Genomic DNA, 23738 nt, shown 5'->3' on the forward strand with positions numbered 1-23738 from the left:
GAACCGTGCCGAATTCAGTTGCGCTCTTGCACCTTCAGATCGCCGAAGGTGACGCTCTGCGTCATCGGCCTGGCCAGGAACTCGTGCGGGAAACCGAGGTCGATAGCGCTGGCCTGTTCCAGCCGAGCCACCTGCGCCGCGTCGAACTCGACATCGAGGGCACCGAGGTTGTCCTCGAGCTGTGCGGCTGTGCGGGCGCCGATGATCGGTGCGGTAACCGCGGGGTTGCGCAGCGTCCAGGCGAGCGCCACTTGTGACGGTGCCTTACCCAGTTGCGCCGCAACCTCTTTCACCACATCGGCGATGGCAAGACCGCGCGCGGTGAGCGAGCCGTTGGCGGCGGCCACATTCTTGCGCGAGCCTTCCGCCGATGCCTCCGCATCATGCGCCAGGTCGGCGCTGCTGTACTTGCCGGTCAGTACGCCGCTGGCCAGTGGCGACCACGGGATCACACCAAGACCCATTTCCTGCGCCATCGGAATGAGGTCGCGCTCGACGGTCCGTTCGATGAGGCTGTATTCGATCTGCAGCGCAATCAGCGGTGACCAGCCCCGCAGATCCGCGATGGCCTGCATGCGCGAGACCTGCCACGCCGGTGCGTCGGAAATGCCGACATAGAGCACTTTGCCCGCACGGACCAGGTCGTCCATCGCGCGCAGAATCTCCTCGACCGGGGTGCGGAAATCCCAGGCGTGAAGGTACAGCACGTCGAGGTAGTCGGTGTTCAGCCTGCGCAGGCTAGCCTCCACCGAAGCGAACATGCTCTTGCGGTGGTTGCCCCCGGAGTTGGGGTCGCTCGGTCGCCGCAGCATCGTGTATTTGGTTGCCAGCACAAGGCTTTCGCGATTGTCCGCGGTGAACTCGCCGAGCAGCTGCTCGGAGGTGCCGTTGGTGTACTGGCTGGCGGTGTCGATGAAATTGCCGCCACGCTCCACATAGGTGTCGAAAATCTTGCGGGCTTCGTCCTTGTCGGCGCCCCAGCCCCAGTCGGCGCCGAAGGTCATGGTGCCGAGGGACAGCGGGGAAACCCGCAGCCCCGAGCGGCCGAGCAGCCGGTAGGTGTCGAGGGTGAGGCCTGTGGACATGTCGGGCTCCTGTCGTCGTTCGTTCGGCAACAAGTCTGGAACGGCGCGAGGCCGACGATAAGGGAAGGTTCTTCCTGGGAAGGCCAGTACCACCCAGCCGTAGGATCGAAGGTGATGACTGGCACGGTGAACGCGACACAGGAACTTGCGGCCTTCCTGCGGGCCCGGCGGGAGCGCCTCACCCCCGGCGACCTCGGGCTGCCCGAGCGCAGGCAGGTCCGCCGCACGCCCGGGCTGCGGCGGGAGGAAGTCGCCGAATTGGCAGGGGTCAGTATCGATTACATCGTCCGGCTGGAGCAGGGGCGCGGATTACGCCCGTCCGCGGACGTGCTGGAGGCGCTGTCGCGTGCGTTGCGGCTGGACACCGACGAGCGCGCCTATCTGTTCGACCTGGCCCAGCAGCGTCAACCCGACACGGGCAAACCGAGCACGGTGGCCGCTCCTGCGCTTGTCATGCTGGTCGAGGATCTTTCCCCACTGCCTGCCATGCTGGTCAATCATCGCTACGACATTCTGGCGTGGAACCGGGAAATGGCCAGGTTGATCGTCGATTTCGACACCTTGCCGCCGGGCCAGCGCAACACGATGTGGCTGTGCCTGATGCACCCTGATATGCGCGAGTTCTATGCCGACCGGGAACGGATCATCCGAGAAGGCATCGCTGACCTGCGAGCCGCATGGGCGGCGCATCCCGACGATCAGGCCCTTGCGGACCTGATTGCCGAGTTCACCCGCAGCGAGGAATTCGCACGGGCCTGGGACAGGCATGATGTGCGGGTGAACGGTCGCGGCCGGAAGCCATTGCGGCATCCGGTGGTGGGGCCTTTGGTCGTCAACTACGAAGTACTGATGCCGATCCAGGACCCCGACCAGCGGATCGTCATCTATCGAGCCGCGGACGCCGATTCCCAAACGGCGCTGGACCGGTTGGCCGAGTCCTGAGAACTACTCGACGGAGGCGAGCGTCAGCTCGTCTTCCTCGTCGGAGTCCTCGTAGCGGCCGTCCCATTCCTCGTAGAACGGCACGTCGTCGTCACGGGTGACGATCCACTCCAACGAGTACGCGCCCTCACCGGCGGGAACCATGATGTTCTCGATCTTCAGACCGATCTGGAGAACGTCGGCAGCCCGGATGACATCGGGCAGGTCCTCGGACCGAACCACGGTCTGGTTGGCATACAACGTAATGGTGTTGCGGTCGCCGTCCAACGGTAACTCCAATCATTGGTGAAAACATTGCTGACGAGTGCCCTCGCCTGGCAGACACTACCGCCGATTCGGAGGACGCCGGGCGTTTGCCCGAAACCGTTCACACATCATTCTCCTGCCGCGCTCGTCCCCGCAGATCACGGTCTCGGCGGTGCGTCGACACGGCGTCGTGTGGCCAGCTCGTGTCGGTGGGCACGACAAAAGCCGCCGTGGTCATCGAGGCCACGGCGGCTGCGTCAAAAGCACATGCGGTATCTCGCGATACCGGCGGACTAGATCTTGTTGAGGGCCAGCGCGAGCGCCGACTTCTTGTTGGCAGCCTGGTTGGCGTGGATGACGCCCTTCGAGGCAGCCTTGTCCAGCTTGCGGCTGGCGAACTGCAGCTGCTCGGCAGCCTTGTCCTTGTCGCCTGCGGCCGCGGCCTCGCGGAAGCTGCGGATCGCAGTGCGCAGAGCGGACTTGACCGACTGGTTGCGCTTGCGCGCTTCCTCGTTGGTGCGGATCCGCTTCATCTGGGACTTGATGTTGGCCACGCCTGTTTCCTCGTGTTCCTGTCGCTGAATGGACTGTGCTGAAAAGTTTGCGAGCGTGCGACACACCCGAAGTAAATCGGTAACGCAACGCCGAAGATCGAGGGTACCAGCCACGGCTTGGCACACGAAATCGGTGCATCCGGCGCCCGAGTCACCGCTGCGGACCCGCCAGTTTGTCGAACAGAATTTTCACACGCAACGCACGAGTGATGCAAGAAATTTACCTGTGTCTCACACGGCAAAGCCGCTGCATGGCGCACGATTCTTGCATGACCTCCGCCTCGCCGCCGCGATCGGCCCGATCTCCTGTGCCGACACCGGTCCGGTCGAACGGACGTGCGGGTGGCCATGGGCGAGCACCTTCTACCGGACTGTTCGAGGGCTATCGACCCGGCCGTTATGACCAGGCCTTCGACGAGATGTTCGACAGCTCGGGCCGGGTCCGGCAGCCCTACAAAGGCATCTTCTCCGCGCTCGCGCCCATCGACGTCGCGGACCTCGCGGCGCGTTCGGACGCCCTCGATCGCGCCTTCATCAATCAGGGCATCACGTTCTCGCTGTCTGGTCAGGAGCGGCCGTTCCCGCTGGATCTGGTGCCCAGGGTCATCGCGGCCGCCGAATGGAACAAACTGGAGCGCGGCATCAAGCAGCGGGTGACCGCGCTGGAGCTGTTCCTCGCCGATATCTACGGCGAGCAGAACATTCTGCGCGAGGAGGTGATCCCGAAACGCCTGGTCACCTCCTGCCAGCATTTCCACCGGGAGGCCGCTGGGCTGGTGCCGCCGAACGGCGTGCGCATCCACGTCGCGGGCATTGACCTGGTCCGCGACCAGCACGGCGAATTCCGGGTCCTCGAGGACAACCTGCGTTCCCCATCAGGTGTCTCCTATGTAATGGAGAATCGCCGCACCATGGCACGGGTCTTCCCGGACCTGTTCTCCTCGCATCGGGTGCGTGCGGTGGGTGACTACCCGAGTCATCTGATGCGGGCGCTGCGCGCTTCGGCCGCGCCGAACGAGGCCGATCCGACGGTCGTCGTGCTGACCCCTGGCGTTTACAACTCGGCCTACTTCGAGCATTCGCTGCTGGCCAGGCAGATGGGCGTGGAGCTGGTCGAGGGCAGGGACCTGTTCTGCCGGGACAACGTCGTATACATGCGCACCACGGCGGGGGAGCGGCAGGTCGACGTGATCTACCGGCGCATCGACGACGCTTTCCTCGACCCGATGCATTTCCGTCCCGATTCGGTGCTCGGCGTCGCGGGTCTGCTGAATGCCGCACGCGCGGGCAATGTCGTCGTCTCCAGCGCGATCGGCAACGGCGTCGGCGACGACAAGCTGATCTACGCCTATGTACCGACGATCATCGAGTACTACCTCGGCGAGAAGCCGGTGCTGCCGAACGTCGACACCTACCGCTGCTGGCTGGAAGACGAGCGTGCGGAGGTGCTCGACCGGATCGGTGAGTTGGTGGTCAAGCCGGTGGAGGGCTCCGGCGGCTACGGCATCGTCATCGGACCGGACGCCACGCTGCGCGAGTTGGACGCCGCCCGTCGCAGGATCAAGGCGGACCCGCGTGGCTGGGTCGCGCAGCCGGTGGTTCAGTTGTCCACCGTGCCGACCAAGATCGGCAACGAACTGGTGCCGCGCCACGTCGACCTGAGGCCTTTCGCGGTCAACGACGGTGACGACATCTGGGTGCTGCCCGGCGGGCTGACCCGGGTCGCGCTGCCGGAGGGCTCCCTGGTGGTCAACTCGAGTCAGGGCGGCGGCAGCAAGGACACCTGGGTGTTGTCCGGACGCGACTCGCTCGCCGACCGGGAACTGGCGGGTGCGGAGCTGGTCAGCGAACCGCCGCAATCGGATTCGCGTGAACTCGGCCGGGAACTGACTGCCGAGCAGTCGAATCAGCAACAGCAGCAGCAACAACAAGAGCAGCGACAATCCGGTGCGAGGGTGGTGCGCTGATGCTGGCCCGCAATGCCGAATCGCTGTACTGGATCGGACGCTACGTCGAGCGCGCCGACGACACCGCACGCATCCTCGACGTTGCGGTGCATCAGCTGCTGGAGGATGCGACGGTCGATCCGGACCGTACTTCGCGAGTGTTGTTGCGGGTGCTCGGTATCGAGCCGCCCGAGGGCGAACTCGATGTCTGGTCGGTCACCGATCTGGTGGCGTTCACTCCCGAGCACGGTGCGTCGATCACCAACTCGATCGCAAATGCTCGCGAGAATGCCAGGGGCGCAAGAGAAGTCGCCTCCAGTGAAATGTGGGAGTGCCTGAATGCCACCTACATCGGGCTGGCGGCCGCCGAACGCGCCGCCCGCAGCCTCGGGCCGCACGAGTTCTTCCACTACATCAAGGACCGGGCGGCGATGTTCGCCGGACTGTCGGATTCGACGCTCAGTCGCGACGACGGTTACCGGTTCCTGCTGCTCGGCCGCTCCATCGAACGTGCGGATATGACTGTGCGGCTACTGCTTTCGCGAGCTGGTGACCGCACCTCGTCACCGGCCTGGGTGACGGTGCTGCGCTCGGCGGGCGCGCACGACACCTATCTGCGCACCCATCGCGGTGCGCTCGACGCCAATCTGGTGGCCGAATTCATTCTGCTCGACCGGCTTTTCCCGCGGTCACTGTTCCATTCGGTGCGGGTTGCCGAGGACTGTCTCGCCGAACTCGACCAACGGCCGACCAGCCGGGTCGGCGCACGGCACGAGGCACAGCGACTACTGGGCCGGGCCCGCAGTGAACTCGAATTCCTGCCGCCCGGTGTGCTGCTGGAGGACCTGCAGAATCGGTTGCTGCTGCTGCAGCGGAACTTCCGCGAGGTCGGCGAGGCGATCGCGCTGCAATATTTCCATGCCGCGCCGTGGGTGGCGTGGACCGATCTGCGCAGCAGTCACGACAACCACGCGCAGGTGGAGGGAGAACTGTGAGCTGGCGGATTCGGGTGGTGCACACCACCGGTTATGTGTACGACGCGCCGGTCACCCGGTCGTTCAACGAGGCCCGGCTCACCCCACGCGCCGACAGCAGGCAGAACGTCATCCTCAATCGGGTGGAGACGGTGCCCTCGACCCGCTCCTACCGCTATACCGACTATTGGGGCACCGCGGTCACCTCCTTCGACCTGCATGCGCCGCACACCGAATTGGAGGTCACCGGCTCCTCGGTGGTGGAGACCGAGCCGTTCGCCGGTCCGGCCGAGGAACTGGGCTGGGAAGAGCTGCGCCGCGAACAGATCGCCGACCGGTTCGACGAAATGCTCGCCGCCACCACCTATGTGCCGACGGATCGGAAGCTGGCGACCGTCGCGCGGCAGCTGGCGCGCGGGGTGCCACCGGCGAAAGCTGTGGTGCGAGCGGCTGAATGGGTGCATCAGGAGATGACCTACCTGGCCGGAACCACCTCCGTGCACACCTCGGCCGTGCAGGCGTTCGCCGAGCGGCAAGGCGTCTGCCAGGACTACGCGCACCTCACCCTTGTCCTGTTGCGCAGCATGGGCATACCGAGCCGCTACGTCTCCGGGTACCTGCATCCGCATCCGGACGCCGAGATCAACTCCACGGTGGCCGGTCAATCGCATGCCTGGATCGAGGCATGGACCGGCCAGTGGTGGGGCTATGACCCGACCAACAACATCGCCAGCAACGAACAGCACGTATCGGTCGGGGTCGGCCGCGATTACGCGGATGTGCCGCCGCTGAAGGGAATCTTTTCCGGTGGCGGCTCCACGGACCTCGAGGTCGTCGTGGAGATCACCCGTCTCGCCTAGACTGCGGCCTTTTCGCGCTTTATTCAGTCGCCGATGCCCGTGAATCGGCGATCGGCCGGGTTCTGGGCGCACCCGGCGAGCCACCCAGGGGTTCGGGAATTCGGTCGTCGCAGGTCGAGGGTTGTTGTGGAGCACTACTACCTCGCGTAACGTCCCGAACGGATCGACTACTCGGCACTATCGAACGCAGCAGGACCTCAGGCAGAACCAGTGTGCTCCCCGTGCACGCGGGGTGTTCTCTCGGAAGGTGACATGTATGCCCACTGCTCAGGAAGTCATCGAGGAAGCCACAGAGCTAGCACCGACTCCCGACTCCAAGAAATGGGCCGCCGAGGCGCTCGGCACGTTCGTTCTTGTCATCGGGGGTGTCGGCACCGCGGTGCTGGCCGGTCAGCGGGTAGGTGCGCTCGGGGTGGCGTTCGCCTTCGGGCTGACCCTGTTGTTCTTGGTGTATGCGATCGGGCCGATCTCGGGCTGCCACGTGAATCCGGCCGTGACCGTCGGTCAGCTGCTGCTCGGCCGGTTGTCGGCGCTCACCGCGGCAGGCTACGTGATCGCGCAGCTCATCGGTGCGTTCCTGGCCGGTCTCGTGCTGTTCGCCCTCGCGAAGAACCTGCCGTCCTACGATCGCGCGGCCGACGGGCTCGCCGCCAACGGCTGGGGTAAGCACAGCCCGTCGGCGAAGACCGGCCCCCTCGGCAAGGTCATCATCGAAAACGGCTACGGCCTGGCCGCGGTGATCATCATCGAGGTGATGCTGACGGCGCTGCTGGTGTTCGTGGTGCTCGCCTCGACCGACCAGCTTTCCGACGTCCCGCTGGCCGGCCTCTCGATCGGCGTCACCCTGACCGTCATCCATCTGGTCGCGATCCCGGTGGACAACGCGGCGATCAATCCGGCCCGTGCCCTCGCCGTCGCGCCCTATCAGGACGGCGCGATGGGCCAGGTCTGGGCCTTCGTCGTCTTCCCTCTGATCGGCGGCGTCCTCGGTGCGCTGGTCTACGGCCTGCTCTTCGGCCGCTCTCGCGAAATGATCAGCTGAGCATCCGGCCTATCGAACAACCCGAGCCCGGGTCGCACGTTCCGATGGACGTGTCGGCCCGGGCTCGTGTGATGCCGGCCGCTCCCGCGAAGTGAGCAGCGGAGTTCGTTCGGTGAGCACGTCGCTAGCGGACCGCTCCCGGTTCGGCCGCAGCACCGGATCGAGGTGCCGCGCCGCAGGTCAGCGTGACCAGGGCGGGGATCGGGAACAGCAGCAGGACGAGGTTCGGGATCCACCAGGTGAGGCTGAAGTCGCCGCGCAGGGCCCAGAATGCGATCGCCTGGAGTCCCGCGGTGCTGGTCAGGGTGAGCGACACCGTCATCAGTGTTCGCGAGCCGTTGCCACGGCACAGACTGGCGAGGCCGGTTGCGCTGGCGGCCAGGTCGAGCGCGACGAACGAGAAGTTCCAGTCGCTGAGCACCGGATCGGTGTAGTCCTTGTACGCGAATTCCGGCGGGATCAAATGGGCGAAGGCGATCGCCCAATAGATCAGAAAGCCGATGTCGGTGATCAGCATGGCGACTTTGGTCGGCCCGAGCACCCTGTCGATCATTCTCAGCTCCAGTGGTATTCGATAACCAGTCGGTGTGCGACCAGGTCGAATGTCTTGCGCTCCACGATGGCGCCTTCCCTACGGATGCCGTCCTCGGGCACATCGAGCACCCGATCGAGGCGGACCCAGCTCGGCCTGCCCGCGTGATCCCAACTGCCGCTGCCGATCCCGACCCAATTGCGGTCGTGCGCCCGCTCCGGATTCGACGAAAGCATCAGCCCGAGCAGGGTCTTGCGATCGCGCCCGACGACCAGGACGGGACGGTCCTTGCCGTTATTCGGGTCCTCTTCATAGGGAACCCAGGTCCACACGATCTCACCGGGGTCGGCGCGGCCGTCCAGCTGCGGTGCGTAGACGATCTGCCTGGCGCGCTCGGCCGTCGGTACGGGCCTGGAGGCAGTGGGGCGCACGGCAACGGCGGGTGTCCTGCGTTGCGCGATCGAGCCGACCGCACGTTCCAGCAATGACGAGCGTCGCAGCTTGTCGACAAGCTGCGGTCCCTGCTGCTTGACGATCCTGGGACCCTGTTCCTTCGCGATGAGGCCTAACTGCTTGCCGAGAGAGTTCCAACTTCGGGCCATCTCTGGAGAATAACGGCGCGCCGCCGTTCTGACATCCGCGCGGGAATTCGACTGGTACGGCGGCGAATGTGCCGATCGCGCGGCGCAACGGGGATACCTGATGGCTCGGACAGATCGATTGTGACCTGGACAACGGCCAACCGATGGCGATCGCTGTACACCGCCCATGGGACGATAGACGACAGTTTGCCGATACCAATGAGGAGTGGAGTGCCCGCCAGCTTCGCCGACACGACGTTCACCGATCCCGCGCGGATCCGGAACTTCTGCATCATCGCGCACATCGACCATGGAAAGTCGACGCTGGCCGATCGCATGCTGCAGCTGACCGGTGTGGTCGAAGAGCGGCAGATGCGCGCCCAGTATCTGGACCGGATGGATATCGAGCGCGAGCGCGGTATCACCATCAAGGCCCAGAATGTCCGGCTGCCGTGGCAGGTGGACGGCACCGATTACGTGCTGCATCTGATCGACACACCCGGCCACGTCGACTTCACCTACGAGGTGTCGCGGGCGCTCGAGGCGTGTGAGGGCGCGGTGCTGCTGGTGGACGCGGCGCAGGGCATCGAGGCGCAGACGCTGGCGAATCTGTATCTCGCGCTGGACAAGGATCTGACGATCATCCCGGTGCTGAACAAGATCGACCTGCCCGCCGCCGACCCCGATCGCTACGCCAGCGAGATCGCGCACATCATCGGCTGCGAACCCGACGATGTGCTCCGCGTTTCCGGCAAGACCGGCGTCGGTGTCGCGGAGCTGCTCAACGAGGTGATCAAGACCGTCCCCGCGCCGGTCGGCGATCCCGACGCGCCCGCCCGCGCGATGATCTTCGACTCCGTCTACGACACCTACCGTGGCGTGGTCACCTACGTCCGTGTGGTGGACGGCAAGATCGTGCCGCGCGAGAAGATCAAGATGATGTCGACCGGCGCGACCCACGAACTGCTCGAGGTCGGCATCGTCTCCCCGGAACCCAAGCCCACCCAGGGGCTCGGCGTCGGCGAGGTCGGCTACCTGATCACCGGTGTGAAGGACGTGCGCCAGTCCAAGGTCGGCGACACCGTGACCGCCGCTCGCAACGGCGCCACCGAACCGCTCACCGGTTACCGCGAGCCGCGCCCGATGGTGTACTCGGGTCTCTACCCGGTGGACGGCTCGGATTATCCCGATCTGCGTGACGCCCTGGACAAGCTGCAGCTCAACGATGCCGCGCTGACCTACGAGCCGGAAACCTCTGTGGCGCTCGGCTTCGGCTTTCGCTGCGGCTTCCTCGGCCTGCTGCATATGGAGATCACCCGTGAGCGGTTGCAGCGCGAGTTCGATCTCGACCTGATCTCCACCGCGCCGAACGTGGTGTACCGCGTGGTGATGGAGGACGGCACCGAGCACATCGTCACCAACCCCTCGTACTGGCCGGAAGGCAAGGTGCGCACCGTCTTCGAGCCGGAGGTGAAGTGCACTGTCATCTCGCCGAGCGAGTTCATCGGCTCGATCATGGAGCTGTGTCAGCAGCGCCGCGGCGACCTGGGCGGCATGGACTACCTGTCGGAGACCCGCGTCGAGCTGCGCTACACCATGCCGATGGCCGAGATCATCTTCGACTTCTTCGATTCGTTGAAGTCGCGCACCCGTGGCTACGCCAGCCTCGACTACGAGGAGTCGGGCGAGCAGATTTCGCAGCTGGTCAAGGTGGACATCCTGCTGCAGGGCGAGGCGGTGGACGCGTTCTCCGCGATCGTGCACAAGGACGCCGCCCAGGCCTACGGCAACAAGATGACAACCAAGCTGCGCGAGCTCATCCCACGCCAGCAGTTCGAGGTGCCCATCCAGGCCGCCATCGGCTCGAAGATCATTGCCCGCGAGAACATTCGCGCCATCCGCAAGGACGTGCTCGCCAAGTGCTACGGCGGTGACATCAGCCGTAAGCGCAAGCTGCTGGAGAAGCAGAAGGAAGGCAAGAAGCGGATGAAGACCATCGGTCGCGTGGAGGTTCCGCAGGAAGCCTTCGTCGCGGCGTTGTCTTCGGACGCGGCGTCCGATAAGCCGAAGGGCAAGTAGTAGACCAGGTTGGGCCGCATAATCAGTGGACACAGTTGTACTGTGTCCATGATTCGCGCGGACTCGTCGCTGGTAGTGCGTGGGTTACCGACTGAATCGCGTGCCGAGCAGGTACCAGGAGGAGGGCGATGCCTGCGGTGGAGCCGGATCTAATCGTCACAACCGAGTTCGAATCGATCGCCCGTGCGGTCGAGCGCGAGACAGCGGGTGTCCATGTCGAGCTGATCGGCGGACGACTGGGGGTCAAGCGAGTGCCCGTTGGCGACCATGGTCGGATCCTCAACTGGCTGCTTCTGCTGCTGCTACCGCTGAACCCGGGGCTGTTTCTGCACGTCATCGGGCAAGGGTTGGCCGTCGGGGCCTAACGCAAAGGTCGGGCACGTCCTGATGGAATTCTGGCGCCCCTTGATGCATTTGTCGGGGCCGGTGAATGGGCGTCACCTGAGGCCGTCGCAATGGCCGTCGAAGTCACTTCGCACGATTCGGACACCAATCAGCGTGATCGGGTGGAGAAGCCGGTTGCCTATGCGCAAGCCGGGATTTCGATCTATCTGCTCATCGATCGTGAGGCCGGCAAAGTCGTGGTACACAGCCAGCCCGATGAGGATGGCTACTACCAGGACACGCACAGCTATGCCTTTGGGCGCGAGGTGACGCTTCCGGAACCGGTCGGCATCACACTGGACACCACACCGCTCAAAGACTGGGTCGACTGAGTTCCATCTGAGACTTCGGTGTCGCGATCCGTACTCGAAGGCGGGCGCCGCCGAGTGGGCTGTCGTCGAGTTCGGCTGTGCCCGAGTGGAGTTCGGCTTGCTGGCGGACCAGTGCTAGGCCGAGGCCGGAGCCGGGGGAGCCGGGGCCTTTGACGAAACGGTCGAAGGCATCCGGGCGCAGGTCGTTGCGGATGCCGGTGCCGTCGTCGTCGATCAGGATTTCGACGCCTGTGCGCCCGCGGTGATCACTTCGAAGTCCGAGAGTTCGAGCCCGCGTCGCAGGGACGCGAGAACTCGAACCTCGTCGTCCACGACCAAGATGCGTTGTCGGGTCATGGGGCCACCATAGAGCCGCTGATCGATCAGCTGCCGCTACTGCCGGTCGGCGCGATCCGCGCAGGTTGTGCGGGTTGTACGTAGCCGACGCCGGATTCGCCTGGTCTGCCCCTTTCGATAGTCACCTGCGGCCCACCGGGCTCCGCAGGCCGGACCGAAATGATGCCGTGCGGGCCGATATCGGGGCAGTCCGGGAGAGCAACGCCCGGCGGCAGCGGTTCGGCGCGTTCGATGCGGACGTGCGGGCCCGGCTCGGTCGGCAGCGGTTCGATCTGCTCGATGCGGACAGGCCCGGGAGGCAGCGGCATATCCGGCGGGGCCTGGATAGTGCAGACAATGGTGGGGCCGCCGGGTTCGGCCGGCAGCGGTGGGTGGGCGGACGCGGCGCCCGCGACGATGGCGGCCGCCGCGCCTGCGAGTGTCGTCCCGGTGAGGACGGCGGCGATGCGGGCTCGGCGGCGTCCGGTGAGTGCCGTCATGCTGAGGTCTCCTTCGCTGCGATGCTGCCGACCGATCGGCGGCGCGAGATCGAAGGTAGGGAGTGGATCTTCAGCGCCCCTTGAGCATTCGTTAGAGATCTCTTAATCTTCGTCGACACGACTTCGGTGCGCGTGCGCAAGGGGGCGTCTGCGGTGTGGATCGGCCCCGGTCGCGGCATATATTTGAGGCTGCGTCCGGTTTGGAATGCCCGGGGAAAAAGGGCTTCCGTTCTGGTAATTGCCATGGCAGGGTGGCCGGAGAATGTGACAGCTGTGATTTCCGGAAATATCGTTAGGTGATCTTCACTCGGGTCTGCCCGGCGTTGGTGAGGATGCTGGAACCCTGAGAGTGGAGCTTGCATGACGAGTGACCTGCCCTTCGACAGCAACGACACCGAAGCTGACGACCGCGCGGGCGATACCGCGTACCGCATTGCCACCGGCGTAGCGCGGGTGGCAAGGGCGGGCGCCTACGTGACCGGCGGCGCCCTGGTGGCGTCCAACGGCGGTGGCGCACCCACCCATCCCGGTTCGCAACGGCTCGACAGCTGGCACACCGGTTGGGCCGCGGGCAGCAGCGATCCGGAACCCGATGCGCCGAGCCCGGTGGTGACTTTCCCGGAGCCGGACCTGCATTCGATCCCCGCGCCGCCGCTCGCTCGCGACAGCCACCACGGCTTCCAGCTGCCGTCCTTCCCGACCGCGCCGGTGGCTCCCAACGGACACGCGCCGTCCAACGGTCCCTACATTCGGGTGGGCGCGCCCGAGGGGCACACCCCCTCGACGCCGAACTGGTCGGAGTCCACCAAACCGAATTGGTCGGAATCCGGCAACGTACCCACGTTGCGCGCGCCGTCCACTACCGAATGGGGTGACCCGACACCGCAAACGCATGCACCGTCGGGTCTGCCCGGATTCCAGCTGCCCGAGTGGCACGCGCCCAACTGGTGGGACGCGATCACCGGCGGCAAGGCCGACAAGTCGGAAGAAGACGATTCGACCGAGAGCGGACCTGGTTTCGGGCTGCCCGGGCACGGGTTGGGCCCCTCCGGTCATGGCTTCGGCCTTCCCGATGGCGGTGGTTTCGTCCCGCCGGGGAACGTATTCGGCCTGACCAAGGTTCCGGTTGCGGAGAGCGCGAAAGTGCAAGCGGTCAGCGATAAAGCGACCGACACCGTGCCGGGCCACGTGTACGACGAAACGCCGAATGCGGTGCCGGGCCACATGTTCGACGGGATGTCAGGTCATTACGTGGACGGGACTTCCGGTCACTACCTGGACGGGATGTCCGACGGGGCGTCGGGCCATCCTTTCGACGGAGTCGGCAACGGCGACTTCGGCATATACCTCGGCGCACAAGCCGGGGTGCAGGTGCACACCGAGTTCACCGTGGACGTCGGCATCGGCCCCAAGAGTGCGTATATGAGCACCGACCTGAAGGTGGAAGCCTCCGCGGGTCTGAAGGTCGTCGCGGCCGCGGGTAGCAACGTCGGTGATCAGGTCGATCGGTTCAACGACTGGCTCGACCACGACGGGCACGGCACGCACCCGGCGAGCCCGTCCGGGCGCGCGACGGCGGATCAGCACGGAAGTGGTTCGGGCACTTCGGGTCTCGGCAACAGCGGGGTAGGTCATCAGCCGGTGGCTCCTGCTGTTGCCCCTGCGGTGGCGCCGCCCGCGTTGTCCACGGTCGCGGCGCAGCCGATCGCGCCGGTGCCCGCGCCGATCGCGCCGTCCGCACCCGTGGTGAATGTCGTGCAGCCGGTGGCGGCCACGCCGCTGCAGACCACCATCCAGCCGGACGCGGCGAGCACGCCGATCGCCAATGTGCTTGCGCCGCCACCGGGTCCGTCGCCGCTGACCGCGCCCGCCGCGGTGCTGCCCACACTGTTCGACCAGCCTGTGCCGCCGGTTCCGGTGAAGCCGGTGGTGGACCTGCTGCCCACCTTGACCCCGGTGCCGACCGTGACGCTGCCGACCATCCCGACCACCATCACCCTCACCGTGCCGACCCCGGGCAACGTCATCACCGATCCCGGCACCACGGAGCTGCCCGACCTCGGCACCACCAAGCTGCCGACGGCGGTTCTCACGCCGACGCCGGGCGCGGGCACCGGGATCGACGTGACCAAGACACCGGGCCTGCCCGGCACCCAGACCCCGGGCACGACCGCCGTTCCGACGCGCCCCACCACGCCGGACGACGACATGACGCTGCCGAGCACCGGCGGCGGCGCGGGCACCGGGCACACCACCCCTTCCACGCACACTCAGCCGAGTGCCGAGATCCCGACGGTGGTCGTGCCGACCCAGCAGCCTTCGCTGCCGCAGCCGACGGTCTCGCATGCCGCGCCCGCGCCGACGATGATCCCGATCACGCCGACGATGGACGTCGAACTGCCGACCGCGCAGAACCCCCTCCCGACCGGAGCGGGGCCTGTCACCCCGATGAAGCCTCCGATGGGCGTGGACCCGAAGCCGCACGGGGTCGCGGGCGAGCTCGACGACCCAATGAGCGCGTTGCTGTCACACACCGATCCGTCGATGTACTACGACCCTTCGGCGTTCACGCTGCTGGCCGCGGGCGGCCTGGCCACCCCGCTGATGCCGGAGGCGAGCATGCACGACGCGCACCACCAGCTGGCCGGCGGATTCGACAGCGCGCTGCTGTAGTCGGAGCGCATCGAGAGCGCGATACGGGGTGCGTGCACGAGCCCGCGCACCGTCATGTCATCGTTGAGCGAAGCGAACCATAGTCAGGAGGAGTGTTGTCTGCCGCAGCCGGGCTGGAGGCCGTGACGGTGAAACACCCGGACGCGATGGCGCCACTCATCCGGATTCTCGACGAACTGCGGGAGATGACCAGATCCGCCGGTCGCGAAGATCTCGGTGGGCGCCTCAATATGGTGCGGGCCAGGGTCAGCGATCCTCGGGTTCGGCTCGTGGTGGTCGGTGATTCCAAGAACGGCATGAGCACCCTGGTCAACAGCCTGGTCGGGGCGCAGGTCAGCGCAACCGACAGTGCGCTGAGCGTTCCGGTGATCGCGGAGTACGCGCCGGAAGCCTCTGCGACCCTGGTGAAGTCGGTCGGCAATGGTCGCATCGAACGCCAGGCGGTCGATCCGCTCGACCCGGCCCCCGCGCTCAACGCCGAGGGCGTGATCCGCGCCGAATTCACCGAGCCGAGCCCGTTGCTCGCCGACGGTGTGGTCGTGATGGATGCCCCTGGTGCCAATGGTGAGGACCACACCACCTGGTCGATGATCGCCGCCGCCGACGCCGTGCTCTACGTCGGCGAGGCGAGCACCGAATTCACTGCGCATCAGATCGCCCATTTGCAGCGCATCCAGCAGGTGTGCCCGACGGTGATCTGCGTGCTCAACAAGATCGACCTATACCCGCAGTGGGCGCAGGTTCAGCAGCGCAACCGGGATCTGCTCGACGCGGCCGGGCTCGGTTTCGCGGTCGCGCCGGTGTCCGCGCAGCTGCATCGCGAGGCGGGTAATTACCAGCGCGACATCGAGTCCGGCGTCCCGCAGCTCATCGATCACCTGCGCGACTACGTGGTGGCGCGGGCCGACACCGTCGCGATCGACGCTGCGGTGCAGGACATCCGCCTGGTCACCGACCACCTGGCCATGACGCTGCGGACCGAGGCGGAAACACTGCGTGATCCGCGCAAGCGCGCCGAGATCACCGAACGGCTGGTCATCGCCCGCGATCAGGCCGACCAGTTGCGGCAGCGCTCGGCGAACTGGCAGGTCACCCTGGTCGACGGCAGCACCGAACTGATGGCCGACATCGAACACGACCTGCGGCATCGGCTGCGCAGCCTGGTCCGGGACGCCGAGGCCGAGATCGCCGAGACCGATCCGGCCCGCCGGTGGAAAGAATTCGGCACCGATCTCGACGCACGCATTTGCGAGGCCGTCGAGGAGAACTTCGTGATGGCGCACTACCGGGCAGTCGAGCTGTGCGAGCAGGTTGCCGCGCGGTTTCCCGCCGACAACCGCGCCCCATCGCTGCCGGATCTACGGCTGACCAACCCCGGGGAAGTACTCGGGCCGGTCGCACCGCTGGAATCGCTGGTGAGCGCGAAAGCCGGCGTGTTCACCCAACTGCTGACCGCCATGCGCGGCTCCTACGGTGGTCTGCTCATGGTCGGCCTGCTCACCAGCCTGCTGAAAATGCCACTGGTGAACTGGTATTCGGCCGCGGCCGCCGTACTGCTCGGCGTCAACGCGCTGTGGGACGACCGCAAGGCCCGCAAGCAGCGCCGCCAAGCCGAGGCCAAGGTCGCGGTCGCCAGACTGATGGACGATGTGGTCTTCCAGGTCGGCAAGGAATCGCGAAACCGCTTGCGCGCCATGCAGCGCACACTGCGCGACCACTTCACCGATATCGCCACCGACGTGCTGCGCGCGGCCGACGAGGCGTTGCGCACCGCCGAGGAAGCATCGGGGAAGTACGGCGACCGCAGAGAACAGCGGATCGCCGACCTCGACCTCCAACTGGGCAAGCTGCGCGGATTGCGCTCGATCGCAGACGATCTCGCCCCGGCCTAGCGAAAGTCCCGCTCCCGGGGTTGCGAAGGTCGTGTTCGGCCGGGATTTCGAACCCCGCTCAGCCGGGGTGGCTGGCGGGGGTGTGGGCGGGTTGGAAGGCGCCGGTGTGGCGTGATTCTTCGGCGCGGATCACATGCATAACCGCGTTGATCAGCGCCAGATGGGTGAATGCCTGCGGGTAGTTGCCCAGGTGGCGGCCGCTGCGCGAATCGATCTCCTCGGCGTAGAGCCGTAGCGGGCTCGCGTAGCCGAGCAGTCGCTCGCACAGGTGCCTGGCTCGCTGTAGCTCACCGATTTCCACCAGCGCCGACACCAGCCAGAACGAGCAGATGGTGAAGGTGCCCTCCTCGCCACTGAGCCCGTCGTCGGTGGTTTCGGTCCGGTAGCGCAGCACCAGGCCGTTCTCGGTGAGCCGGTCGGCGATCGAGAGCACGGTGGCGCGGACCCGATGGTCGGTGGGTGGCAGGAACCGCGTCAGCACCACCAGCAGCAGTGAGGCGTCCAAGGTGTCGCCGCCGTAGGTCTGGGTGAACACTCCGTTGGCAGTCACGCCGTTGGCCAGCACGTCGGCCTTGATCTGCTCGGCGATGGTGTACCACTCGGTGGCGTGCTCGAACTGGCCGTGCAGTTCGGCCAGTTTCGCGCCGCGATCCAGTGCCACCCAGCACATCACCTTCGACGAGGTGAAATGCTGTGGCTCGCCACGTACTTCCCAGATACCCCGGTCGGGCTCCTGCCAGTGCATGATGGCCGCGTGCACCTGGCGTTCCAGCAGCGGCCACAGCGTCTCCGGTACCTGCTGGCGCGACTTCACATGCAAGTACACGGAGTCGAGCATGGTGCCCCAGATGTCGTGCTGGTCTTGGTTGTACGCACCGTTGCCGATGCGAACCGGGCGGGCCCCGTCGTAGCCGGCCAGGTGGTCGAGGGTGGATTCGGTGATCTCCCGTTCGCCTCCGATGCCGTAAAGCACCTGCAGTGCAACAGGTTCGCCGTTTTCGCCGGTGGTGGCGTCGTTGAGGAAGGCGAAGAAGTCGTCGGCCTCGCGGTCGAGGCCGAGGGTGTAGAGGCCCCACAGTGCGAAGCTGGAGTCGCGCACCCAGCTGTAGCGGTAGTCCCAGTTGCGCTGGCCGCCAGGCGTTTCGGGCAGCGAGGTGGTGGCGGCGGCCATCAGTGCGCCGGTCGGCGCGTAGGTGAGGCCCTTCAAGGTCAGCGCGCTGCGCTGCAGGTAGTTGCGCCACGGATGGTCCGGGAACTTGCCGAGGGTGATCCACTGCCGCCAGCATTCGGTCGTCGCCCACATCTTCTGGGCCGCGTCCTCGAAGGTGCGTGGCGCAGGCAACTCCGACCAGGTCAGTGCGACGAATATCTCGTCGCCCTCCTTCATCCTGGTCCTGGCGCGCGCCTCACGGCCTTCCAGCCCCAGCCGCAGATCGGTGGTCAGCACCAGCGTCGGACCCGCGCCCGGGTCGACGGGGCGCACCGCGGTGGCTTCCTCGTAGACCTTGCCCGTGTACTGCCAGCTCACCGTCGAACGGTGGTAGTCGAAGGCCGGTTCGCAGCTCATCTCGAGCTCCACCGTGCCGTTCACACACTTCACCGTGCGCAGCAGGATGTGCTCGGCATCCCAGTCCATCGGGGTGCGGCGATGGGTCTTGCTGCGCTGATCGTTGTTGTGCCACGGCCCGAGTACCAGGGCGTCGCGCACGATGATCCAGCCGGTCTCGGTCTGCCAGGTGGTTTCCAGGATCATCCCGCCGGGCAGATACCTGCGCGCGGCAGGCACATTGACGCCGTACGGACCGATCCGGAAATGCCCGGCACTGCGATCGAGCATGGAGCCGAAAATGCTCGGTGAATCCGGGCGCGGCACACACATCCACTCGACTGCGCCATTGCTGGCGATCAAGCAGGTGGTCTCGCAATCCGACAGGAACGCATAGTCGTCGATCGGCGGATAGGTGGCGTGGTGCGTTGACACCGTCATCGGACTCAACGACGGCAGGCCATCGGGTTCCTGGACGGTCAGATCATCGTAAGACGCCATACCTCATCTTCGTTCCAGCTCGCCCACACGTCCACCGGCCGCCGAGCCGCGCTCGTTTATGGCTCGTTTATCCGGCGTGAGTAGGCTGTCGCTGTGCATGCGATTGCTGGTTGGTGGGACGGGTTCGAGCTCTGGGTGGCCGGGTTGCCGTTCATCCCGCAGTTCCTCGTTGTCCTGGTCGGCATGGTCCCGACCAGCTTCGCCATCGCCTACGGCCTCGATCGCATCCTGCGCGCCGCCATGCACGCCCTCGGCCGCGACCGTGTGGTAGCCGCCGCCGCGCTCGAAGAGCCGGCCCTCCCCGTCGCCGAAGTGCGCGAGCCGGCCCAGAGCGGAGCCCGTTGATGCCCCGCTCACGCGTTCAGCTAGCCCTCGTCGCCCTACTCGTCCTCGTACTTGTCGCCTGGCTCTTCACCCGCTGACCCCTCCCTCGGGACGGTTGGTGTCACGTCGACTCGAGCGTTATCGGCCTAGTCTGTCGGTGGTTGGTTGTCGCGTTCGCCGGTGCGCCAATCGTTGAATCGTTTGCCGATCTTGGACACCGTTTCGCCGACGTCGTGGCCTACTGTGCTCACGGCGGAACCGACGTCCTTGCCGAGGTTGCGGACGGTGCGGATCAGTGGGTCCTCGGACTGGTCGAAGTTCTGTCGGTAGGTGCGGGCGGCTTCTTTCATTTCGTCGCTGATTCTGGTGTTCTTGTCGTGTTCGCGGCGTGGGTATTCGCCTGCCAGGATGCGGTTGTATTCGCCGGATTGGATCCAGCGGCGCAGTTCGGCGGCGCGGAGCACCGAGAACGGGTGGCTTTGCAGCTCCAGGTTGAGCAGTTTCAGGACGCCGTCGCGCAGGTCGCCGGAGCGTTCGTAGTCGTCGGCTTGGGCCAGGAATGCGCCGTGGTTCATTTCCTTGATCCAGGTGCCGCCTGCGGTCTTCATGTGCACCCGTACCGAGGCTTCGACGTCCTGACCGCACAGGAGTCCGGCCCGGTCGCCGGACAGCTCGGATTTGCGACTCCACTCCATCAGCGCGGCCACGATGGCGCGTAATGCCCAGCCGCCCACCGGCATCCAGCCGATGCTGGCCGACAGCCGCAACAGGTGCATGAGCATGGTGCGGTAGACGGCGTGGCCGGACAGGGCGTGGCCGAGTTCGTGGCCGACGATGAAACGCAACTCTTCGGTGTCCATCAGGTCGATGAGTCCGGTGGTCAGCACGATGAACGGGGTGTCCATGCCAATGGTGAAGGCGTTGACGTCCGGGCTCTGCAAGACGAACATCTCGGGCGTCGTGCGCGCGTCGAGGATCTCGACGCAGTCCTCGCGCAACTGGTGCAGTGAACGGAACTGGCGCTCGTCGACCCGGACGGCGGTCGCCAGATACAGCAGCCGGTGCTGGCGTTCCTGCAACAACCCCGACAGTGCGCGCAGCACCACGTCGAATCCGGACAGCGAGCGCAGTGTCACCAGGGCGGTGCGGTCGGCCGGATGTTCCCAGGCGCGCGTGCTGATGCCCGGGAACCAGATGCGGACACGATCCGGGCTGGTAGTCATGGGATGAAAACCCCCTCTTCCTGGAACTCTGCCTGTTGTCAGCAACCTGCAAGCAGTCGCAGTCACAATTCGAGACAGTGGCGTCCGCTCTGCTACAGTCTGCCCGTGTCTTCGAGTGCCGTCCCGCTGGTCCGCCATCAATTGGCGTTGATCGCTGTCGGCAACCTCGATGTCGCCGATATTCACTGTCGTTGATCGGTAACCCGGCACTTCTGCGCGTCGTTTCCTCGTAGACTGGCACGCACCTTTTTCGCAGATGTGTCCGAACCCCGACGGCCGTCCGGCCGAGAGTCGCGCCACTGCCGCAGCGGCAGGTCTACCGATCAGCATCAGCTCCTCCGTCATCGATCGCCGTGCCGGCAGTGACGGTTCCGTTGGAAAGGTCCACCCCAGATGTCTCGCAAATCTTGGCTCTCGCCGCGTCGACGCTACGGCGCTGCCGCTCTCACAGCGATCGCGGCGGTTGCACTCACCGCGTGCGGCGGTGGAGCCAGTGACACCGTCGGAGGTAGTGGTTCCGACGGCAGCGGCGGTACCCTGAACCTCTTTGCCTACGCCGTGCCGAAGCCGGGCTTCGACAAGGTGGTCCCCGAGTTCAACAAGACCGAAAAAGGCAAGAACGTCCAGGTCAACGGGTCCTATGGTGCCTCGGGCGACCAGTCCCGCAAGGTCAAGGACGGCGCCGAGGCCGACATCGTGAACTTCTCGGTGGAGCCCGACATCACCCGACTGGTCGACGCGGGTCTGGTCGACGCGAGCTGGAATGCCGACGCCACCAAGGGAATTCCGTTCGGTTCGGTCGTCGCGATCGTGGTCCGCAAGGGCAACCCGAAGGGCATCAAGGACTGGGATGACCTGCTGAAGCCGGGCGTCGAGGTGGTCACCCCGAACCCGTTCAGCTCCGGCTCGGCCAAGTGGAACCTGCTCGCCCCGTACGCCGCCAAGAGCGATGGCGGCAAGAACCCGCAGGCCGGCCTCGATTACCTGAGCCAGCTCATCTCCAAGGAGCATGTGAAGGTCCAGCCGAAGTCCGGTCGCGAGGCCACCGAGACCTTCCTGCAAGGCACCGGTGATGTGCTGCTCAGCTACGAGAACGAGGCGCTCTTCTCCGAGCGCAACGGCGACCCGATCGAGCACGTCGTCCCACCGACCACGTTCAAGATCGAGAACCCGGTCGCCGTACTGAAGAACAGCAAGAACCTGGAGAAGGCCACTGCCTTCCGCGACTTCCTGTTCACCCCCGAGGGCCAGAAGGCGTGGGCCTCGGCCGGTTTCCGCCCGGTCGACCCGAAGGTGGCCGCCGACTACGCCAAGGACTTCCCGACCCCGCAGAAGCTGTGGACCATCGCCGACCTCGGTGGCTGGAAGACCGTGGACAAGGAGCTGTTCACCGCGAACACCGGCTCTGTCGCGGTCATCTACGACAAGGCCACCAAGTAGCTCGGTGACCTGAGCCACACGGGATACTCGAGACTGTGACAGACAGCAGCAACACCGGAACCGGGCCCGCGCCCGGTTCCGGCGTTTCCGTAGAGGCGGGCGCGAAAGTGCCCGCCGCAGCGCCCGGGCGCGTCAACTGGTCGTGGCTGCGGGTCACCGGCTCGGTCGGCCCGCTCGGCATCGCCACCGCCGTGCTGTGGCTCAGCATCATCGTGCTGTTGCCGCTGGCCGCCCTTACCGTCACGTCCTTCGACAACGGCTGGTCCGGGTTCTGGGACGCCGTCACCGCACCCGCCGCGCTCGACTCGCTGCGGATCACCATCCTGGTGTCGGTGGTGGTCGCGGTGATCAACGTTGTGATGGGCACGCTGATCGCGTGGGTGCTCGTCCGCGACGAATTTCCCGGCAAGGGCGTCGTCAACGCACTCATCGACCTGCCTTTCGCATTGCCGACCATCGTGGCCAGCATCGTGCTGTTGTCGCTGTACGGGCCGCAGAGCCCGATCGACATCCACCTCAACGCCACCCAGCCCGGCCTGATCGTGGCATTGGCGTTCGTCACGCTGCCGTTCGTGGTGCGCTCGGTGCAGCCGGTGCTCATCGAGGCCGACCGCGAGGTGGAGCAGGCCGCACTGTCACTCGGCGCGGACAACTGGACCACTTTCCGACGGATTGTGCTGCCGACCCTGGCACCCGCCGTCATCAGCGGCGGCGGCCTCGCCTTCGCCCGTGCCATCGGCGAATACGGCTCGGTGGTGCTGATCGGTGGGGCCATTCCACGCAAGACGGAGATGGCCTCGCAGTACATCCAGAAGCAGATCGAGATCGACCGGCCGGTGAACGCGGCGGCGGTGTCGGTCACGCTGCTCGCCATCTCGTTCGTGGCGCTGTTCGTGCTGCGGCTGCTTGCCGAGCGCAGTGCGCGTAAAGAACAGGCCGCTCGATGAAATTTTCTCCACTGACCCGCATTTCGTTGCGGATCATCGCGCTGGGCTATCTGTTCATCCTGCTGGTGTTGCCGCTGATCATCATCCTGTGGCGCACCTTCGAGAAGGGCGTCGGCGCGTTCATCGACTCGATCACCACGCCCGCGGCGATCTCCGCTTTCCAGCTCTCGATCATCATCGTGGCGATCGTGGTGCCGGTGAATGTCATCTTCGGCATCGTCACCGCGCTCGCGCTGGTGCGCGGTAAGTTCCCCGGCCGCACGCTGGTTCAGGGCATCGTCGACCTGCCGTTCGCCGTCTCGCCGGTCGTGGTCGGCGTCGCGCTGATCCTGCTGTGGGGCGCCAACGGCTGGTTCGGCGGTCTGGAGGACCTCGGCTTCAAGGTGATCTTCAATCTGCCGGGCATGGTGATCGCCACCATCTTCGTCACACTGCCGTTCGTGGTGCGTGAGGTGGAGCCGGTACTGCACGAGATCGGCGACGATCAAGAGCAAGCCGCGGCTACGCTCGGCGCATCCCGGTGGCAGACCTTCTGGCGCATCACGCTGCCCGCGATTCGCTGGGGCCTGACCTACGGCGTTGTGCTCACCGTCGCTCGCGCGCTCGGCGAATTCGGTGCGGTGATCATGGTGTCCTCCGCGCTGCCCGGCAAGTCGCAGACGCTGACCCTGCTCGTGCACGGCCGATACATCAACGACCACAACACCTTCGGCGCATATGCCGCCGCCACCCTGCTGATGGGCATCGCGCTCGTCGTACTGCTGCTGATGACCCTCCTCGAACGTAAGCGGGGCACCAAGTGATCACCCTTGCCGGAGGC

At 65.8% G+C, this 23738-nt stretch carries 25 protein-coding genes; 15 read left to right on the forward strand and 10 right to left on the reverse strand.

All coding sequences use genetic code 11. The features are described 5' to 3' along the window. Positions 1-14 precede the first annotated feature (14 nt). Positions 15-1085, reverse strand: a complete 1071-nt coding sequence (locus OHA42_RS13340) for an aldo/keto reductase (protein ID WP_406237186.1) — start codon at positions 1083-1085, stop codon at positions 15-17. A 114-nt stretch (positions 1086-1199) separates the two neighbouring features. Between OHA42_RS13340 and OHA42_RS13345 the strand changes: the two genes are divergently transcribed. Next, complete coding sequence (locus tag OHA42_RS13345) at positions 1200-2027, forward strand: helix-turn-helix domain-containing protein (RefSeq protein ID WP_406237188.1); 828 nt, start codon at positions 1200-1202, stop codon at positions 2025-2027. Between the two features lie 3 nt (positions 2028-2030). Here the strand turns inward: OHA42_RS13345 and OHA42_RS13350 are convergent, their stop codons facing one another. Next, a complete protein-coding gene (locus tag OHA42_RS13350; protein WP_328410577.1) occupies positions 2031-2294 on the reverse strand; it encodes a hypothetical protein in 264 nt (87 codons plus the stop codon). Between the two features lie 272 nt (positions 2295-2566). Next, positions 2567-2827 (reverse strand): 30S ribosomal protein S20, encoded by a 261-nt coding sequence (rpsT, locus tag OHA42_RS13355; RefSeq protein WP_366528276.1) that lies wholly within the window; start codon positions 2825-2827, stop codon positions 2567-2569. A gap of 419 nt (positions 2828-3246) precedes the next feature. On the opposite strand from rpsT, the gene OHA42_RS13360 reads away from it, so the two are divergent. The 4 genes from OHA42_RS13360 (at position 3247) to OHA42_RS13375 (ending at position 7649) form a co-directional block, all read left to right on the forward strand. After that, the gene (locus OHA42_RS13360) at positions 3247-4794 is read left to right on the forward strand and encodes a circularly permuted type 2 ATP-grasp protein (protein ID WP_406239321.1); all 1548 of its coding nucleotides are present in this window, start codon (positions 3247-3249) and stop codon (positions 4792-4794) included. Next, positions 4794-5768: an alpha-E domain-containing protein gene (locus OHA42_RS13365; protein WP_406237190.1), complete on the forward strand. Its 975-nt coding sequence runs from the start codon at positions 4794-4796 to the stop codon at positions 5766-5768. The genes OHA42_RS13360 and OHA42_RS13365 overlap by 1 nt, the downstream gene beginning before the upstream one ends. Beyond that, on the forward strand, positions 5765-6607 hold the full coding sequence (locus OHA42_RS13370; protein WP_406237192.1) for a transglutaminase domain-containing protein: 843 nt from the start codon (positions 5765-5767) through the stop codon (positions 6605-6607). Before OHA42_RS13365 ends, OHA42_RS13370 begins: the two co-directional genes overlap by 4 nt. A 256-nt stretch (positions 6608-6863) precedes the next feature. Further along, positions 6864-7649 carry an aquaporin gene (locus tag OHA42_RS13375; RefSeq protein WP_406237194.1) on the forward strand — a complete coding sequence of 262 codons (786 nt, stop codon included), beginning with the start codon at positions 6864-6866 and terminating at the stop codon, positions 7647-7649. A gap of 124 nt (positions 7650-7773) precedes the next feature. Here OHA42_RS13375 and OHA42_RS13380 read toward each other — a convergent pair whose 3' ends face one another. Further along, complete coding sequence (locus tag OHA42_RS13380; RefSeq protein ID WP_406237196.1) at positions 7774-8202, reverse strand: DUF5360 family protein; 429 nt, start codon at positions 8200-8202, stop codon at positions 7774-7776. A gap of 2 nt (positions 8203-8204) precedes the next feature. Beyond that, complete coding sequence (locus OHA42_RS13385) at positions 8205-8783, reverse strand: type II toxin-antitoxin system PemK/MazF family toxin (protein WP_406237198.1); 579 nt, start codon at positions 8781-8783, stop codon at positions 8205-8207. Positions 8784-8981: 198 nt separating this feature from the next. On the opposite strand from OHA42_RS13385, the gene lepA reads away from it, so the two are divergent. The 3 genes from lepA to OHA42_RS13400 all read left to right on the forward strand — a co-directional run bounded on the left by lepA (position 8982) and on the right by OHA42_RS13400 (position 11557). After that, entirely contained in the window at positions 8982-10841 is a 1860-nt protein-coding gene (lepA, locus tag OHA42_RS13390) for a translation elongation factor 4 (protein WP_328410591.1), read from the forward strand. Positions 10842-10969: 128 nt separating this feature from the next. Further along, positions 10970-11206: a hypothetical protein gene (locus OHA42_RS13395; protein ID WP_406237200.1), complete on the forward strand. Its 237-nt coding sequence runs from the start codon at positions 10970-10972 to the stop codon at positions 11204-11206. 30 nt (positions 11207-11236) lie between these two features. Further along, a complete protein-coding gene (locus OHA42_RS13400) occupies positions 11237-11557 on the forward strand; it encodes a Uma2 family endonuclease (RefSeq protein ID WP_406239323.1) in 321 nt (106 codons plus the stop codon). On the opposite strand, the gene OHA42_RS13405 is transcribed toward OHA42_RS13400, so the two are convergent. Genes OHA42_RS13405 through OHA42_RS13415 form a run of 3 tightly spaced genes read right to left on the reverse strand, consistent with a single transcriptional unit; the run spans position 11538 to position 12372 of the window. Then, positions 11538-11777 carry an ATP-binding protein gene (locus OHA42_RS13405; RefSeq protein WP_406239325.1) on the reverse strand — a complete coding sequence of 80 codons (240 nt, stop codon included), beginning with the start codon at positions 11775-11777 and terminating at the stop codon, positions 11538-11540. The two genes, OHA42_RS13400 and OHA42_RS13405, sit on opposite strands and share 20 nt — an antisense overlap. Next, positions 11771-11893 carry a hypothetical protein gene (locus OHA42_RS13410; RefSeq protein ID WP_406237202.1) on the reverse strand — a complete coding sequence of 41 codons (123 nt, stop codon included), beginning with the start codon at positions 11891-11893 and terminating at the stop codon, positions 11771-11773. The genes OHA42_RS13405 and OHA42_RS13410 overlap by 7 nt, the downstream gene beginning before the upstream one ends. 26 nt (positions 11894-11919) lie before the next feature. After that, positions 11920-12372, reverse strand: a complete 453-nt coding sequence (locus OHA42_RS13415) for a hypothetical protein (protein ID WP_406237204.1) — start codon at positions 12370-12372, stop codon at positions 11920-11922. A gap of 360 nt (positions 12373-12732) precedes the next feature. Here OHA42_RS13415 and OHA42_RS13420 point away from each other — a divergent pair, with 360 nt between their 5' ends. After that, positions 12733-15045 (forward strand): hypothetical protein, encoded by a 2313-nt coding sequence (locus OHA42_RS13420; RefSeq protein ID WP_406237206.1) that lies wholly within the window; start codon positions 12733-12735, stop codon positions 15043-15045. Positions 15046-15140: 95 nt separating this feature from the next. Further along, positions 15141-16937: a dynamin family protein gene (locus tag OHA42_RS13425; protein WP_406237208.1), complete on the forward strand. Its 1797-nt coding sequence runs from the start codon at positions 15141-15143 to the stop codon at positions 16935-16937. A gap of 58 nt (positions 16938-16995) precedes the next feature. Here OHA42_RS13425 and OHA42_RS13430 read toward each other — a convergent pair whose 3' ends face one another. Next, on the reverse strand, positions 16996-18924 hold the full coding sequence (locus tag OHA42_RS13430) for a glycoside hydrolase family 15 protein (RefSeq protein ID WP_406239327.1): 1929 nt from the start codon (positions 18922-18924) through the stop codon (positions 16996-16998). A gap of 153 nt (positions 18925-19077) precedes the next feature. On the opposite strand from OHA42_RS13430, the gene OHA42_RS13435 reads away from it, so the two are divergent. After that, positions 19078-19329 (forward strand): hypothetical protein, encoded by a 252-nt coding sequence (locus OHA42_RS13435; RefSeq protein ID WP_406237209.1) that lies wholly within the window; start codon positions 19078-19080, stop codon positions 19327-19329. Between the two features lie 125 nt (positions 19330-19454). Here the strand turns inward: OHA42_RS13435 and OHA42_RS13440 are convergent, their stop codons facing one another. Continuing rightward, entirely contained in the window at positions 19455-20531 is a 1077-nt protein-coding gene (locus OHA42_RS13440) for a M48 family metallopeptidase (protein ID WP_406237210.1), read from the reverse strand. Between the two features lie 105 nt (positions 20532-20636). On the opposite strand from OHA42_RS13440, the gene OHA42_RS13445 reads away from it, so the two are divergent. The 4 genes from OHA42_RS13445 (at position 20637) to cysW (ending at position 23721) form a co-directional block, all read left to right on the forward strand. Then, positions 20637-20726, forward strand: coding sequence for an Ms4533A family Cys-rich leader peptide (locus tag OHA42_RS13445; protein ID WP_406237212.1), 90 nt, complete (start codon positions 20637-20639; stop codon positions 20724-20726). Between the two features lie 198 nt (positions 20727-20924). Then, positions 20925-21971, forward strand: coding sequence for a sulfate ABC transporter substrate-binding protein (locus OHA42_RS13450; protein ID WP_406237214.1), 1047 nt, complete (start codon positions 20925-20927; stop codon positions 21969-21971). Between the two features lie 107 nt (positions 21972-22078). After that, a complete protein-coding gene (gene cysT, locus OHA42_RS13455; protein WP_406239329.1) occupies positions 22079-22918 on the forward strand; it encodes a sulfate ABC transporter permease subunit CysT in 840 nt (279 codons plus the stop codon). Continuing rightward, positions 22915-23721, forward strand: coding sequence for a sulfate ABC transporter permease subunit CysW (cysW, locus tag OHA42_RS13460; RefSeq protein ID WP_406237216.1), 807 nt, complete (start codon positions 22915-22917; stop codon positions 23719-23721). Before cysT ends, cysW begins: the two co-directional genes overlap by 4 nt. The last annotated feature ends 17 nt before the right edge of the window (positions 23722-23738 follow it).

This window comes from Nocardia sp. NBC_01009, assembly GCF_045208035.1.
Classification (GTDB): domain Bacteria; phylum Actinomycetota; class Actinomycetes; order Mycobacteriales; family Mycobacteriaceae; genus Nocardia.